The organism is Anabaena sp. 54 (genome assembly GCF_017355725.1).
GTDB classification, from domain to species: domain Bacteria; phylum Cyanobacteriota; class Cyanobacteriia; order Cyanobacteriales; family Nostocaceae; genus Dolichospermum; species Dolichospermum heterosporum.
Window position 1 is genome coordinate 12,052 of record NZ_JAAVWA010000024.1, and the last position, 15,450, is coordinate 27,501.

A 15,450-nucleotide genomic window follows, 5' to 3' on the forward strand; every position below is an offset into this window, starting at 1 on the left:
TGATCCAGGTAGGCATTTATCAGGATGATCATGGCGCTTTATTTAGATTCAGCTATTGCCGCAGAAGCCGAAATTGTTAAATATTGGGGTTGGGTGAAAGGTATTACCACCAACCCCACATTATTAGCGCAAGCTAACACCCCACCGGCAACCACCCTCAAAACCTTAGTTTCCTTAACTTCCGGTCCTGTATATTATCAACTCCTAGCTTCAGATCAGGAGAAAATGATCGCCGAAGGGAGAAAAGCCTTTGAAATTATTGGTTCTCAAACCATCTTGAAAATTCCCGCCACACCGCTAGGATTTAAGGTGGTAGCCATCCTTTCCTCGGAAATTACCTGTTCCGTCACCGGCATTTACAGCCCCGCACAAGCCGCTGTAGCTAAGGAAGCAGGGGCAAAAATTGCGATCGCCTATGTCAATCGGGCAGAACGCTTGCTAGGAGACGGTATTGCCTTAGTCCGCGATATGTCCAGTATCCTCAAAGGCAGTGATGTGGAAATTTTAGCAGCTAGTATCAAGTCACCAGCAGAAGCAGCCGCATCTCTCCAAGCCGGTGCAAATCATCTCACCTTACCCTTAACAATGTTGCAAGCGATCGCTACCCATGAATTTTCCCATCAAACCGTGATTGATTTTGCGGCTGGAGGAATTGGTTTAACAGTTTAACTTGATCTCACCTCAATCCTATATAGAGAAGACTGTTAGTGAATCAATGCAGGGTTTCACCCCTCATCCTGAAACCCTGCATTTTGCATAATTAGAATACTTAAAAATCGGGTTTATAGTCATAGACACAATGCCTTTAAAGCCAGTAAAATCAAGCTATGTCAAGGATGATGGGTGTGACCCCCTATTAATTATTCTCGAAAAATGTAGGTTAAAAACTGTTGGAGATGAACAAATAAAAAAGATAAAAATAAATGCCAAATTGGCAACCACGATGAAATTATCCAGGCTAAATTATATTAGACAAGCAAAAAACAAGAGGGTTGTTAAAAAGCTGAATCAATTAACAAAAGGCTCTTGTAGAGGTTGTCTAAAAAATAAATAGAATTAGTATTTGCTGCATAGGAATACCTGCTAAGTATAGACGTTATCGTTAACCTGCAAATTACCCCCCTAATTAGCGGTTCTCGTCTATATGAATAAAGTTCCTAATCGCTTCAGCAGCAAATGGTAGAGTGGGAGAGAAAGGCGCTTGGTAATGCCTCCTCCCACTCTCTTTTTTTGGGTACTTTTTGCCGATTTCTTAAGAATTAAGTAGGTTGGCGTTGAAAATTGTCGTTATAGCAAGGCAAGAGGCAAGAGGCAAGAGGCAAGAGTAAAGAAGCTTTCAGCGATTTTACGTTTCTTTACACAGTTTGGTTTTATTGTGTTCACCTACTTAGGAACTTCCAATTAAAAAAATACCCAAAAATTTCTTGTGGTGCGGGGCGAATTGCCCGCTAATCATCAAGGACGGGCAGGATGTCCATCCCACAAAATTGGGTAATTTATTTTTTGGTGTTCCCTAAATTCACGCCAGACAACAAGCCAGTTTTACCCCTGATTTCTGGCATACAGTACCCACTAGATAACTCCCTCTTCTATATTTTATACATTACTAGAGAAGAGGGAGCATCAATAGATGACGGGGAATTTACTTAGATTAATTTTTGTTAAGCGGCAACTTTTTCCTCAAGGGGTTTAAAAGTTTTCTTGGTTGCACCGCAAATAGGACAATGCCAATCTTCAGGAATATCTGCAAATGCTGTACCTGGTAAAATTCCTGAATCTGGATCACCTGTTACAGGATCATAAATCATGCTGCATTGTCTACAAATCCATTTTTGAGTTTGCGGATTTTCACTAGCAACTCTAGTTACAGCGTCTCCACCGTTCAAGATTTCTAAGGCTTCAGTATAGCGATCTGCGTGATAATTTTCAATGAATTTAAGCAACCCAAATCGGTGGGCGGCAGCACGAAATGTGTTAGCGTGATCACTAGATTCTTGAGCTTGTTGGAGAAATTCTGCTGCTGCGGGATGATCTCGATCATGTTCAGCAGCAGCAGCAAATTCAGGATACATGGTTGTGTATTCATAGGTTTCGCCTGCGATCGCTAAAGATAAACAACGAGAGATGATTTCCCGTTTTTGTTCATCAGTTAAAGCTGTTGCATCTTGAACAACAAGTTCTGGATGTAATAATTCAAAATGTGCAAAAGCGTGTTCGGTTTCTTGATCTGCTGTTTCTTTAAAGAGTTTTGCTAAATCGGAAAACCCTAGTTTACGTGCGACTGCTGCAAAAAATAGGTATTTACGATTAGCCATTGATTCCCCACCAAAGGCTGATTCTAAATTTTGTAGTGTAGTAAAGTTGGATAAATCCATAATTTGCGAATCTCGATGAGAGGTTGTTGCCTAATATTAAAACACATTCGTAAGAATTCAGAAGTTCATAATGAAGCATGAAGGATGAAGAACATTTTTCTTCTATCTTCCCCGGTCTCTGTTGCCTGAATCCTTACACACATTCTTTAAGATTTAATTAACAATGATTACTAACGAATTACCAAAACACGCTGAGATTATTGCTAAACAACGGCAGTTTTTCCAAAGTAGTAAAACGAAAGATGTTACTTTTCGGATTGCCCAACTCAAAGTCCTTAAACAGTTAGTAATTGAGAATAAAGCAGCAATTATTCAGGCATTAAAAGCTGATTTAAATAAACCAGAATTTGAGAGTTATGCTACGGAAATCGGTGTTAATAAAGAAATTGATTATGCCATCAAACATATCAATACTTGGACAAAACCCAAAAAAGCAGCCGTTCCTTTAGATTTATTTCCATACTCGGCTAAAATATGTCCAGAACCCTTAGGAGTAGTTTTAATTATTGGACCTTGGAATTATCCATTTCAGTTAATTATCTCACCTTTGGTTGGGGCGATCGCTGCGGGAAATTGTACTATTATTAAACCTTCAGAACTCGCACCGCGGACTTCGGATTTAATTACAAAACTTATTCATAAATACTTTTCTCCAGAATATATTACAGTTGTCCCTGGTGCAGTGGAAACGAGTCAAAAGTTACTAGCAGAAAAATTTGATCACATCTTTTTTACTGGTGGTACAGCCATTGGTAAAATAGTTATGGAAGCTGCTGCCAAACATCTCACTCCGGTAACTTTGGAATTGGGTGGAAAAAGTCCTTGCATCATTGATACGGACATTAATCTAGAACATACCGTCAAACGCATTATTTGGGGTAAATTTATTAATGCTGGACAAACTTGTATTGCCCCGGATTATTTGTTGGTAGATACGAAAATTAAACCAAATTTAGTCAATGCTTTGCAGAAATGTCTGCAAGAATTTTATGGGGAAAATCCAGCTAACAGTGCCGATTATGCCAGAATTATTCATCAAAAACATTTTGACAGATTAGCAAATTTACTCAAGTGTGGTGAAGTGATTATGGGGGGAGAAACTAAACCTGAAGAACTTTATATTGCCCCCACGCTACTGGAAAATGTTTCTTTAACAGATCCGGTAATGCAAGAGGAGATTTTTGGACCGATTTTACCAATTATTGAATATACAGATATCAATGAAGCTATTACTTTAATTAACTCTAGACCAAAACCCCTGGCTTTATATTTATTTTCCCAAAACAAAAACCTGCAAAAACGGATTTTACAGGAAACATCATCTGGGGGAGTATGTATTAATGACACAGTAATGCAGGTTGCTGTTTCTTCCTTACCATTTGGGGGTGTGGGTGATAGTGGGATGGGTAGCTATCACGGTAAAGCTGGTTTTGATACCTTTTCCCATTACAAAAGTGTCTTACAAAACTCATTTCCTTTGGATATAAACTGGCGATACGCACCCTATCTAGGTAAATTATCGCTGTTGAAAAAAATTATTGGTATTTAATAAAAATTCATTAGGGGCGCAGGGCTTGCGCCCAGTCACTCATACGCCCAGGAGTCAGTCGAAAGGGCTTAATTATTTGATCCTCCATGTGGGGGTCTAGCGCTGCTCATTGGTGTCAACTTAAGCTCAAATCCCTACCACATCTAGTTCCTAGTCTCTGACTAGGAATGCAGTTGATGAGGCTCTGCCTCTAATATTATTGAAGGCAGAGCCTTCTAGAATTCATTCCCAGTCAGAGACTGGGAGTGAGATGACTTGAGTTCTTTGCGGGATAGAGGTTTTACGTTAAGTTGACACCAATGAGCTTTTGCTTTACCCTTACACATTTAGGTTTTTAGTAATCTTGTAAAAATTCAAATCTCAGCCGTCACGAGTATAAATTTATTCTAACTCCTGAATTGGAGACTATTGAATTATTCTCTAAGATTCTTCTGTTTCTTCTTCCTCAATTGCTGGATAGACGAAGTTAGAACGACCACTTAAAATTGATTTACCAAGGGAGATAGCTTTTTGCGCTTCAACAGCAGCTTTGTGTCTCCAGGTGGCGCGGCGTTTATCTCGTTTAGATTTTGATGTTTTCTTCTTAGGAACAGCCATGACAGCGGTATATCGTGATTCTTGACAACCTTCCTATTGTAAGCGATTAATTGACTTTTGACCGGAAATTTTAGATTTTAGATTTTAGATTTTAGATTAAACAAGTTGGCATGGGTTCCCGTTCCTTGAGAACGGAAAAATACTCGCTGCGCTGCGTACGCTTCCCTAACGTAAATCCCAAACCCCAAATTTTCCAACTCTACACGTGGAGTCAATCCAAAATCGAGTGACTTGGGCAAAAGCGGTACGGAAGTAAGTAGGTGAACACAATAAAACCAAACTGTGTAAAGAAATGTAAAATCGCCTAAACCCTCTTCACTCTTGCCTCTTGCCTCTTGCCTTTTGCCTTGCCATAACGACAATTTTCAACGCTCACCTACTTATGTCACTCTACTGATCAATTAACAGTAATAAGCGGGCTGTTTTAAAATAAGTTGTCCAATTTTGGGGATCTGGCAGTTTTTGCCATTGAGGGCGACTGACTTCTAATGATAAGATTGGTGCGATCGCTCCCCGATTTTGTGCTGAAATAATAACAGATACTTCTGTCACCAAAATATCTTGGTCAAAGCTCCGTTGAGTTGCGGCTCTAGCGGTAAATTCTGCCCTTCGTAGCACGGTTTCGTAGCTTTCCTCTGGTAAACGGTCTATCAGCAAATCTACTCTAGCTGTGTAAGCTTGGACAGTCTGCGGAGCGATCGCTTCTGTCGTTAACCATAAAGGAACTGCTAATAACAGCCAGACTCCACTATGAATAATCTGGATTTTTTTGCCAACTTGGCTAATAATTGAAAAGGGGATCACTGAAAATGATTGTATTGTATCAATTCTGAACATAATCTTCTATCTCATGAATGACAGGTCATGGAAATCGAGTGCGAGTATTTTACGATTATTTATGTTGTATCCACTACAACTGATTTCAGCAATAGGTGAAAATTAATTAAACTATAGCAACGGACAAGGTGCAAAAGGACATGAATTAGCAATGAACCGCTGTCTAAAAGAGAGTTTTACTCGATGACTCGGTGACTCCTGCTATAAGTAATTGGACAAAAATATTTACAGTCATTGCGAGCGAAGGGAAGCAATCGCCAGGGTTGTGATTGCTTCATTTCACTTCGTTCCATATGGCTAACGCCACGCCACGCTTACGCAATGACATTGTGTAATTAATTCCGTCTCACTACTTATAAAAAATAAGTTAGCTTTGTGCTTAACGCCCCCGTGCTAAGGGCAATTTTCAGCAAACAACAAACAAACAACCGACTCATAGCGGGATGGTAAATTACTGGGCGATCGCCATCGGCATTGATCAATATCAATTCTTTCAACCTCTCAGTTGCGCTCAAGCCGATGCTGAGGCAATTAAGGATTTTTTGGTAACACAAGCAGGTTTTCTCCCCGAAAAATGCCTGTTAATGACAAATACCTCGCCCCCCATAGGAGAACAATCCTCCTATCCAACAAAAGAAAATATCCTCTTGTTGCTAGAAGAATTAGCAGCGACACTTTGGCAGCCAGGGGACTACCTATGGTTGTTATTTAGCGGCTATGGGGTTAACCACAAAGAACAAGATTATTTAATGCCAGTCGCCGGCAATCCCGATCAAGTTCCCGAAACTGGTATAGAAGTGCGATCGCTCATGCAGAGTCTACAAGTTAGCGGACTCAATGTCTTACTCATCTTAGATATTAACCGCGCTTTTGGGACTCAAGCAGATGCCCCCGTAGGACAAGAAATTATCGAATTAGCCCAAGAACTACAAATGGGCGCAATTATTTCCTGTCAACCCGAGGAATTTGCCCATGAAAGCACAGAATTAGGTCATGGTTTTTTCACAGCAGCATTATTAGAAGCTTTAGGTTCTGGACAAGGATACAACTTTGCTGATTTAGCTGCCTATGTAAGTTATCTTACCCCGAAACTTTGTCAACACCACTGGCGACCAGTCCAAAACCCCATGACTGTCATTCCCTCTCCAGAGCCAGCTATTTTACCCACGTTGACACTAGATGAAAACTCAGAAGCGCTAATTTTCCCAGCCGAAAGTTTTGCTATCACCCGCACCGCACCCCCCATAGAAAATAGCACCTTTAGCAGCATAAACAGAGCTTGGTGGGCAGAAAATGCCTCAGTCGAGACCACTTTAAGCCCCACAACAACCGAGGCAAATTTAGTCCCCCCACTCATATCAAAGTCACTTGTTAGCAACAATCACACCTTAACAACTTCCCCAGAATCCCAGCCCAGTGGCAGATTTATTCCCGCTATTACTACAGCCAATACCTATACTTCCCTGCAATCTGAACGACCAATTTGGCAACAATTTATCATCTGGGGTGGTGGTACTATGGTGATAGTAGGGCTAATCGCTACATTTTTACTCCGTAATCACGAGAGTTTTCGGTTTAAAAATTTCTCAAAAACAGTATCTAGTAATCAGACTAGCAAACTGCAATTTCCCCAAATATTTAAAACTTCTCAAAATCCTAGTAACGCCCAAATTAGTGCCAATACAGACTCTAAAAAACGTAATCAAGCGATTTTAGAGCTAGAAAAAATGTTGCTTGTCCCTACACAACCGAATCATTTAAGCATTGCGATCGCTAAAGCCCAGAGAATTCCCCCGGATGCACCACTATACGCCAAATCTCAGGAAAATATTCAGGTCTGGTGCCAAATGATTTTGGCATTAGCACAGGCACAAGCTCAACAAAAAAAATATCCAGCCGCCATCACAATTGCCAAGTTAATCACCACAAAAGATCCGCTTTATTCCCAATCTCAAACAGTCATTCAAAAATGGCAACTAGAAGCCAAGCAATACGTAAGTAATAAAACTCTCTTAGATGCAGCTAAAAATTTAATTATTCCTGAACAAGCATCAACCTATAATCGCGCCATCGAAGTTGCTAAAAAAATTCAAAAAGGACAACCTGGATTTGAAATTGCCCAAACATTAATTAATGAATGGAGTGAGAAAATTTTAGATTTAGCCAAAATCCGTGCCACTCAAGGAGATTTTCAAGCTGCTGTCGCCACCGCCGCATTAGTCCCACAAGTAACGATTGCCTACGAAGATGCTCAGGATGCTATCCAAAAGTGGCAACAGCAAAAGAATTAGTCAGTTGTCAGTGGTCAGTGGTCAGTTGTCAAACTATTACCCATTACCCATTACCCATTACCCATTACCCATTACCCATTACCCATTACCCATTACCCATTACCCATTACCCATTACCCATTACCTATTACCTATTACCCATTAGCAATACTGAGAAATGTCTTCGCCACAGGTATCAGCTAGATAGCACATTGCTTTAAATCGCAAACCTACTACTTCTTCGTATAAAGGATTAAGTTTACACATTGGCGGAATATGAAACAGTGTTTTACCAAATACTTTGACATCACGCTCAAATGGACACTGAGCCGGAATGTATTTACAGAGACGATGAGCTAATAGGCGATCGCGCACCTGAATATTATCCAACCAATTACGCAAAGGACGTAAAAAGTCCCAAGTCGGCTGGGCTGCAACATGGTGTAACGGAGTCATATTAGCTTCACTAGCGTCTACTGGATGTAGAGAAATCCAACTTGCTAGAAAAATGTTTTTGTTAGTATTTTTAGATACATTCATGGTAATTCCTCTTTTGTTGTGAGGGTATTCACCTCATAGATGAATATGTAATATGACAAGAACCTAAACCGAAAAACAGGATTATTACAGAAATTCCGTAAAAAGTCTAATTAACTGCTTCCTATGGTTGAATTTATTATGTTAATAAGTCACTCTGACCATAATTTCCCAAAAAGCAATACTGTGTTCATTCAATTTTACTAGTAACTTGGCACAGTTAAAATTTTAGTGAAGACATCTGCCTTTGGGTGTGATTTCTGTTAACTGCAACAAAACTTATTATAGCAATAATTATCAATAAATAGGATTAGGAAAAATACTCTCAAACAGCAAACTTTAGACAGTAATTTTTGCTAAATTTGCCACTTACAGCGCATTATCTTTAACCTAACCAGGTTTAGCTCTCAGTTACATCCCATACCTATGGATAAACTTTACCACTATTGCCTTAGTCGGTGCTGCTGTGTTGATAGCTTTGGGTGTCCTGAATTTGCAGGAAGCGTGGTATTCCATAGATGCCAACATCATTGTATTTTTGTATTGTATTTTTGTTAAGCATGATGGTGATTAACGCCAACCTATCCTATGTCGGCTTTTTCCACAAAGCACCGACATTGCTACTGAGATGTAACCGTAGTCCTCTAAGCTTATTGATAGTTATCACTTTCGGCTGTGGCATCTTCTTTGCTTTCTCAATGACACCATAGACCTAATTTTTACACCCCTCACTTTAAGTCTAACTCTATCTTTAGGCTTAAATCCCATTCCCTAGAACTTTTGCGTATTCTTGCTACAGAGACAGTCAATTAAAGAATAACACTTTTATAATTACTTACGGGTATCTAAACTCCAGTTAATACTGATACTTCAATATCTATCTTTAGATGGATTGACATTGATCTTAGTTTTTGCTTGCTTCAAATTTATACCATTTTAAAGAATTTTTTCTGAAATTGGCTGTTTTTGCCATTGCTTTTATCTGGTAATGTAATTTTTATTCAAAAACGGATCATACCTTTTTAGGGGGTGTTTGAAAAGTTTAGTTATTTTTTTGCATAAGGCTACAACCCATTTATACTATGACTTCCAAAATTGTTATTAACGAAATTTCCTTAACTTCGTTAAATTAGCACATACTGAATTACTGATCTGATATAACTTGGAAACAGCGAAACAACGTTATCCCATTAGAGAATGTTTTAAAAGTTGTATCCCGTAATTTTCATCACATTTTTACCCCCCTTTCCCCTTATGAAGGGGGGAAACAAGAAAAACAAGTTCCCTCCCCTTCACAAGGGGAGGGTTAGGGAGGGGTAGAACATTTGATACAGCAATCATGACTTTTCAAACACCCTCTTAGTAAAATTAGCATCTACTAAAATTATGACCATGAAACTTGTTACCACCTGAGTTCGATGTAAGAAAACCAGCTAAAAATGAGTATTCAAAAGGGTTAGAGGCTTTTCTGGAAAGAGCCTATATTCTCAATAAGCCTTAATTATTGAGAATTAATAGGAAACCAGCCTAGATTTAAGTAAATTTTCATAACAAAATCTAAATTTATATTACGAATACTATTTGAATACAAACTCAAAGTACCTCAGATTAGGGACAATAGAAGAGGTTTAATTAAAGAAAATTAATGATTATAACTCATGGAATTAGAAACTATTTTCTGTGAAATTGATGATTTTTGTACCTATTTTGAGCCAATGTTTCAAGCTCAACTTATCCCATCCCAAATAAAAAAAAGAATTAGACCCAGCCGATTATGTCTAAGTGAAATTATGACAATAATTGTGTATTTTCATCGCTCTAGTTACCGCAATTTTAAAGATTATTACCTGAAACATATCTTCAAATATTGCCAAGGTGAATTTCCCAATTTAGTGAGTTATCAAAGATTTGTTGAATTAATGCCAAATGCTTTAATTCCCTTGATGTATTATCTGAATACACGAAAAGGACTCAATACAGGTATAAGTTTTATTGATAGTACCTCTATTCCCATTTGTCATTCTAAAAGAGCCAAGACAAATAAGGTCTTTAAAGATTTAGCTGGCTGGGGGAAAAGTTCTATTTGTTGGTATTTTGGGTTTAAACTTCATTTGATTATTAATGATCAAGGAGAGTTACTTGCGTTTCAAATTACTCCTGGAAATACAGATGACCGAAAACCTGTTCCCACTTTGACTAAGAACTTATTTGGGAAAATATTTGGAGACAAAGGATATATTTCTCAAAAACTCTGGCTTGAACTTTGGTCTAATGGACTCAAATTAATCACTCCTTTCAAGAAAAATATGCGGAATAAGCTCTTGTCCCTGGAGGAGAAATTAATGCTCCGAAAACGCTCTTTAATTGAAACTGTTAATGACCAACTCAAAAATATTTCACAACTTGCTCATTCTCGACATCGAAGTGTTACTAATTTCATGGTTAATGTTGTTGCTGCAATAATAGCTTATACTTGGCAACCTAAAAAACCTTCTTTAAGATTTGATGAAAATGAAATTGAAACCTTACCAGTTTTATTAGCTTAATTACCAATTAAATATCAATATTACCTAATAGTAAATACATTTCAAAAAATTAATTTTTTGAGAACTTTTTGGCGTGGGCTTTAATTCTCAATAACCAATACTTATTGACAGAACTGTTGCTGTTACGTACTTTTAGACTTTTTATTTACATCGAACTCAGGTCAAAATAATTGGGCGCAGGATATAACTTTGGCAGAACTCAAAAAAATCTGGGAACCATCAGCCGAAGGTAAAATTACTACATGGAATCAGATTCGTCCTACTTGGCCGAATAAACCCTTGAACCTTTATGGTTCTGATAAAGATTCAGGCACTTTTGGGAACACCAAAAAATAAATTACCCAATTTTGTGGGATGGGCATCCTGCCCGTCCTTGATGATTAGCGGGCTTTTCGTCCCGCACCACAAGAAATTTTTGGGTATTTTTTTAATTGGAAGTCCCTAAGTTCGGCTGAAAAGCGCAAAGATGCCAAAAAACACCTTTGCGCCTTTGCGCCTTTGCGTGAGCTAACTCTTAAGAAGCAACCGCAGTAGAACGAGTGCGTCGTCTTCTACCATCAGAAACCTTCACAGCAGGTTCTTCAGGGACTTGCATCAACAACGTCAAAGAAGGTTGACATTGCAACTCTCTCCGCATAGAACGCGCCAACTCACGTTCTAGAGTTTCCTGCAATCCACCCCAATCAGTATCAGCGGGTTGTCCTTCTACGGGAGAAAACTCTGTCCAGCGGACGCTAAGAATTTCCTCAATGCGTTGTTGTACCCATTTTTGCAAGAGCGATCGCTCGATGCTTGTCACAACACCCTGCATATGAATTTCCGTTTTTGCCATTAGCTTACCACTCCAATCAATAGCAGCAGCAATAGTCACAGTCCCTTCAGAAGCCATGCGTTGGCGTTCTTGCAACACCTTAGAACTCACCATACCAGAACTAGAAGTATCCACCAATTCAATCCCCGCTGGCACTTTTCCAGCAACACGGATAGAATCTTCCGTTAACTCGATGACATCTCCATTCTGGATAATCACCATATTTTCTGCCGGAATCCCCATACTTTGAGCAGTTTCCGAATGCTTCACCAACATCCGATGTTCACCGTGAAATGGCACAAAGAACTTAGGACGAGTTAAAGCAATCATCAGCTTTTGTTCTTCTTGACAGCCGTGGCCAGAAACGTGAATCCCTTTATCCCGTCCATAGACCACTTTTGCCCCCTGAATCATCAATTTATCAATGGTGTTCACCACAGCAATTGTGTTACCAGGAATAGGGTTAGCGGAGAAGAGAACCGTATCTCCTTGGCGAATTTTGATATGGGGGTGTTCTTTATTGGCAATTCTTGTCATCGCTGCCATTGTTTCACCCTGAGAGCCAGTGGTTAAAATCAGCACTCTCTCATCTGGCATTCCCCGAACCGTATGCAGCGGTTGAAATAGGCTATCTTCGCATTTGATATAACCTAAATTTCGAGCATGGGCGATTAAATTCAGCATAGAACGCCCAACGATTGTCACCACACGATTATGTTTTCTTGCTAGTTGCAGAATCATGTTGATGCGATGGACGCTAGAAGAAAAGGTCGTGACAAATAAGCGTCCAGTAGCGTGAGAAAATTCTCGGTCAAGGTTAGGAAAAACAGCCCGTTCAGAAGGTGTAAATCCTGGCAATTCTGCGTTAGTGGAATCACTCAAAAGGCAAAGTACGCCTTTTTCACCATGTTCTGCCAGACGTTGTAAATCAAACTTTTCACCATCTACAGGAGTATGATCAATTTTAAAATCTCCTGTGTGGATAACTACGCCCAATGGTGTATGAATAGCAACGGTAAAGCTATCAGCAATGGAATGGGTGTTACGGATATATTCGACAAAGAAATGTTTACCAATTCTCACCACATCACGGGGGAGGACTGTTCTTAGTTCTGTGCGATCGCGTACCCCTGCTTCTTCTAATTTACCCTCTAGCATTGCCATTGCTAGTCTAGGTCCATGAATCACCGGAATATCAAATTGCTTTAAGTGAAAGGCAATTCCCCCGATATGGTCTTCGTGACCATGAGTAACGATCATGCCCTTAATTTTGTGGCGATTTTCTCGGAGATAAGTTGTATCTGGCAATACAATATTTACCCCGTGCATGGCTTCTGTGGGAAAGGCTAATCCTGCATCTAACAGGATAATTTCGTCCTCATACTCGAAAACGCAAGTATTTTTACCTATTTCGTGTAACCCGCCCAAAGGAATGATTTTGAGAGCGAGATTAGATTCGTTTTTAGACATTTTCTCCTGGAGATTTTGTTAGTTGTGAATCAGTTGATAGTTCGGTTTCTTGTATGAAAGAAAAGACCAAATTTTCTGTTTAAATTCAGCTTCTATAAAGTCCTATTTGATTTCATTGACATCAAACTGAATAATTTTTATATTGTTCAGTTGTAGCACAAGTGTTAAGACGATAATCTAGTCACCATTTGTACACATTATTTATAAATCACTCACCTATTGGGGCTGAGATTAAATTCAGCTTTTGCATTACTGACTCTAATTTTTTCGATACATCCGTATCAGCTTCATATAAGGGTAGACGAGTTGAACCTACTTCCCAACCTTGCAGTTTGAGTGCTTCTTTGACAGGAATGGGATTTGTAGTTAAAAATAGAGCTTTAAACAATGGAAACAATTGCAAATGAATGTCAGTAGCAAGTTGAGTATTTCCCACTTTCCATGCTTGAATCATTTTTTGGATGTGATTACCCACTAAATGAGAAGCTACACTGACTATCCCTTGAGATCCTATGGCTAACATTGGTAAAGTTAAAGAATCATCTCCAGCGTAAATCTGAAATTCTTTGGGTGTCAAGCGACGGATTTCACTCACTTGATCTAAGTTACCACTGGCTTCTTTAATGGCGACAATGTTATCAATTTCCGCTAATCTTACCACTGTTTCGGAACTGAGGTTTTGTCCCGTGCGCCCAGGAATGTTATACAACATCATTGGCAGGTCAGGACAGGACTGGGCTATTGCCTGAAAGTGTTTGTATAATCCAGCCTGTGGCGGTTTGTTGTAATAGGGAACTACTTGTAAAGAACCATATACTCCTATTTTAGCTGCTTTTTGGGTGGCGGCGATCGCTTCTTTGGTGTCATTAGAACCAGAACCAGCAATTACTTTAGCTTTACCTGATACAGTTTGCAATACCTCAACAAATAATTGATATTCTTCGTCCCAAGTCAGGGTTGGAGATTCGCCTGTTGTTCCACATACCACTATTGCATCTGTACCGTTGTTAACTAGATAATCTGCTAGTTTGGCAACTACATCATAATTAATACTACCGTCTGCCTTAAACGGCGTAATCATAGCAGTTACAATTGTTCCAAAATCTCCCACACTCTTTTCTCTCCTAATTTGTTAGTTGTCAGTTGTCAGTTGTTAGTTGTCAGTTGTTAGTTGTCAGTTGTCAGTTGTTAGTTGTCAGTTGTTGATTATCTAATGATTCATGACAAATGACTGAATTTAAACTTATACTGTAGTCAATTTCAGTAAATTTTTTCTAGTAATAATTCAGCAATTTGCACTGCATTTAAAGCTGCACCTTTACGGATTTGGTCGCCGCATAGCCATAAGTCTAAACCGCAAGCATGAGAAATATCCTGGCGAATTCTTCCCACCAAAACCTCATCTTTACCACTAGCATCTATAGGCATCGGAAAATAATTTGCTTGCCAATCTTCTACTAATTTCACCCCAGGGGATGTTCTTAAAATTTCTCTAGCCTCATCTGGATCAAAAGGTGTTTCAAATTCTAGATTAATGGCTTCAGAATGGGCGCGGAGTACGGGAACCCGTACACAAGTTGCGGTAATTCTGATTTCTTGATTACCAAAGATTTTGCGGGTTTCGTTCACCATCTTCATTTCTTCCTCACAATATCCCCAGGTTGTCATGGGAGAATTATGGGTAAATAAATTAAATGCCAATGGGTAAGGTAAAATCTCCGCTACTGGTTGCTTTCCTTGTAGTATAGCGTCACTTTGGATTTTTACTTCCTCCATTGCCTTCGCCCCAGCCCCACTAGCCGATTGATAGGTGGCAGCGACAATCCTTTTAACTGGTTTAACTTGATGTAATGGCCAAACTGCCAAGGACATGAGAATTGTCGTACAGTTGGGATTGGCAATAATTCCTTGGTGAGTAAATGCGGCTTGGGGATTTACTTCTGGAACTACCAAAGGGACATCCGGGTTCATGCGAAAGGCACTGGAATTATCAATTACCACTGCTCCTTTTTCTACCGCTACACTCGCCCAAGTTTTGGAGATGCTACCCCCAGCACTAGCTAAGACTATATCTAGATTTGCCAAACTGCGATCGCTCACCGCCTCAATTTGGATCTCTTCCCCCTTGAATCTGAGTGTTTTTCCTGCACTGCGTGGCGATGCCAACAATTTTAATTCAGCCAGAGGAAAATTTCGGCTTTCTAGTAATTCCAGCAACTCAGTACCTACAGCACCAGTTGCTCCCAAAATAGCTACACGATAGGACTTAGACAAACTCGACTCCTCCTTTAAGAGGTAACTAGCACTTTTTTTAGGACAACTTAAAAAATCAAATGTTTCTGTTGTTCCTGTCAACAGCAGATTTTCAATAGTAAAATTTGCATATTCTCGTGATTATATCCCAATTTTTGATGACTATTGAGAGATTTGAGACTTTGTTGCTTACAGCGGTCTCCGC

General features: G+C 39.4%; 13 protein-coding genes and 1 pseudogene. 7 read left to right on the plus strand and 7 right to left on the minus strand.

The annotated features are described in order from the left end of the window. Positions 1-30 precede the first annotated feature (30 nt). Positions 31-669, plus strand: coding sequence for a transaldolase family protein (locus tag HEQ36_RS18755; protein ID WP_168636270.1), 639 nt, complete (start codon positions 31-33; stop codon positions 667-669). A gap of 130 nt (positions 670-799) precedes the next feature. Further along, positions 800-1,054 carry a hypothetical protein gene (locus HEQ36_RS18760; RefSeq protein WP_205748548.1) on the plus strand — a complete coding sequence of 85 codons (255 nt, stop codon included), beginning with the start codon at positions 800-802 and terminating at the stop codon, positions 1,052-1,054. 607 nt (positions 1,055-1,661) lie between these two features. Here the strand turns inward: HEQ36_RS18760 and HEQ36_RS18765 are convergent. Then, the gene (locus HEQ36_RS18765) at positions 1,662-2,375 is read right to left on the minus strand and encodes a rubrerythrin family protein (protein ID WP_053540696.1); all 714 of its coding nucleotides are present in this window, start codon (positions 2,373-2,375) and stop codon (positions 1,662-1,664) included. 163 nt (positions 2,376-2,538) lie between these two features. Between HEQ36_RS18765 and HEQ36_RS18770 the strand changes: the two genes are divergently transcribed. Continuing rightward, complete coding sequence (locus HEQ36_RS18770; protein WP_027404837.1) at positions 2,539-3,924, plus strand: aldehyde dehydrogenase; 1,386 nt, start codon at positions 2,539-2,541, stop codon at positions 3,922-3,924. A gap of 420 nt (positions 3,925-4,344) precedes the next feature. Here HEQ36_RS18770 and rpmF read toward each other — a convergent pair whose 3' ends face one another. Then, positions 4,345-4,521 (minus strand): 50S ribosomal protein L32, encoded by a 177-nt coding sequence (rpmF, locus tag HEQ36_RS18775; RefSeq protein WP_039202630.1) that lies wholly within the window; start codon positions 4,519-4,521, stop codon positions 4,345-4,347. Positions 4,522-4,911: 390 nt separating this feature from the next. Further along, the gene (locus HEQ36_RS18780) at positions 4,912-5,358 is read right to left on the minus strand and encodes a hypothetical protein (protein ID WP_053540698.1); all 447 of its coding nucleotides are present in this window, start codon (positions 5,356-5,358) and stop codon (positions 4,912-4,914) included. Between the two features lie 443 nt (positions 5,359-5,801). Here HEQ36_RS18780 and HEQ36_RS18785 point away from each other — a divergent pair, with 443 nt between their 5' ends. Further along, positions 5,802-7,649 (plus strand): caspase family protein, encoded by a 1,848-nt coding sequence (locus tag HEQ36_RS18785; protein ID WP_168636271.1) that lies wholly within the window; start codon positions 5,802-5,804, stop codon positions 7,647-7,649. A 25-nt stretch (positions 7,650-7,674) separates the two neighbouring features. Continuing rightward, positions 7,675-7,794 (plus strand): alpha/beta hydrolase, encoded by a 120-nt coding sequence (locus HEQ36_RS18790; RefSeq protein WP_290708269.1) that lies wholly within the window; start codon positions 7,675-7,677, stop codon positions 7,792-7,794. Here HEQ36_RS18790 and HEQ36_RS18795 read toward each other — a convergent pair. After that, a complete protein-coding gene (locus tag HEQ36_RS18795; RefSeq protein WP_168636273.1) occupies positions 7,791-8,168 on the minus strand; it encodes a Mo-dependent nitrogenase C-terminal domain-containing protein in 378 nt (125 codons plus the stop codon). The two genes, HEQ36_RS18790 and HEQ36_RS18795, sit on opposite strands and share 4 nt — an antisense overlap. 1,655 nt (positions 8,169-9,823) lie before the next feature. On the opposite strand from HEQ36_RS18795, the gene HEQ36_RS18800 reads away from it, so the two are divergent. Further along, entirely contained in the window at positions 9,824-10,711 is an 888-nt protein-coding gene (locus HEQ36_RS18800) for an IS982 family transposase (RefSeq protein ID WP_053540817.1), read from the plus strand. A gap of 162 nt (positions 10,712-10,873) precedes the next feature. Continuing rightward, positions 10,874-11,029 (plus strand): annotated as a pseudogene (locus HEQ36_RS18805) (ABC transporter substrate-binding protein); the annotation flags it as partial. Positions 11,030-11,225: 196 nt separating this feature from the next. Here the strand turns inward: HEQ36_RS18805 and HEQ36_RS18810 are convergent. The 3 genes from HEQ36_RS18810 to HEQ36_RS18820 all read right to left on the minus strand — a co-directional run bounded on the left by HEQ36_RS18810 (position 11,226) and on the right by HEQ36_RS18820 (position 15,266). Further along, the gene (locus HEQ36_RS18810) at positions 11,226-12,992 is read right to left on the minus strand and encodes a ribonuclease J (RefSeq protein WP_027404845.1); all 1,767 of its coding nucleotides are present in this window, start codon (positions 12,990-12,992) and stop codon (positions 11,226-11,228) included. Positions 12,993-13,200: 208 nt separating this feature from the next. Then, on the minus strand, positions 13,201-14,103 hold the full coding sequence (gene dapA, locus HEQ36_RS18815; RefSeq protein ID WP_053540702.1) for a 4-hydroxy-tetrahydrodipicolinate synthase: 903 nt from the start codon (positions 14,101-14,103) through the stop codon (positions 13,201-13,203). 149 nt (positions 14,104-14,252) lie between these two features. Further along, positions 14,253-15,266, minus strand: a complete 1,014-nt coding sequence (locus HEQ36_RS18820) for an aspartate-semialdehyde dehydrogenase (RefSeq protein ID WP_039202646.1) — start codon at positions 15,264-15,266, stop codon at positions 14,253-14,255. Positions 15,267-15,450 lie beyond the last annotated feature (184 nt).

What these genes read in the sequence shown, in the direction of transcription:
- rpmF (WP_039202630.1), bottom strand. Translation starts at nt 4,521, where the DNA reads ATGGCTGTTCCTAAGAAGAAAACATCAAAATCTAAACGAGATAAACGC.
- HEQ36_RS18780 (WP_053540698.1), bottom strand. Translation starts at nt 5,358, where the DNA reads ATGTTCAGAATTGATACAATACAATCATTTTCAGTGATCCCCTTTTCA.
- HEQ36_RS18755 (WP_168636270.1), top strand. Translation starts at nt 31, where the DNA reads ATGGCGCTTTATTTAGATTCAGCTATTGCCGCAGAAGCCGAAATTGTT.
- HEQ36_RS18785 (WP_168636271.1), top strand. Translation starts at nt 5,802, where the DNA reads ATGGTAAATTACTGGGCGATCGCCATCGGCATTGATCAATATCAATTC.
- HEQ36_RS18760 (WP_205748548.1), top strand. Translation starts at nt 800, where the DNA reads ATGCCTTTAAAGCCAGTAAAATCAAGCTATGTCAAGGATGATGGGTGT.
- HEQ36_RS18795 (WP_168636273.1), bottom strand. Translation starts at nt 8,168, where the DNA reads ATGAATGTATCTAAAAATACTAACAAAAACATTTTTCTAGCAAGTTGG.
- HEQ36_RS18810 (WP_027404845.1), bottom strand. Translation starts at nt 12,992, where the DNA reads ATGTCTAAAAACGAATCTAATCTCGCTCTCAAAATCATTCCTTTGGGC.
- HEQ36_RS18765 (WP_053540696.1), bottom strand. Translation starts at nt 2,375, where the DNA reads ATGGATTTATCCAACTTTACTACACTACAAAATTTAGAATCAGCCTTT.
- HEQ36_RS18770 (WP_027404837.1), top strand. Translation starts at nt 2,539, where the DNA reads ATGATTACTAACGAATTACCAAAACACGCTGAGATTATTGCTAAACAA.
- HEQ36_RS18800 (WP_053540817.1), top strand. Translation starts at nt 9,824, where the DNA reads ATGGAATTAGAAACTATTTTCTGTGAAATTGATGATTTTTGTACCTAT.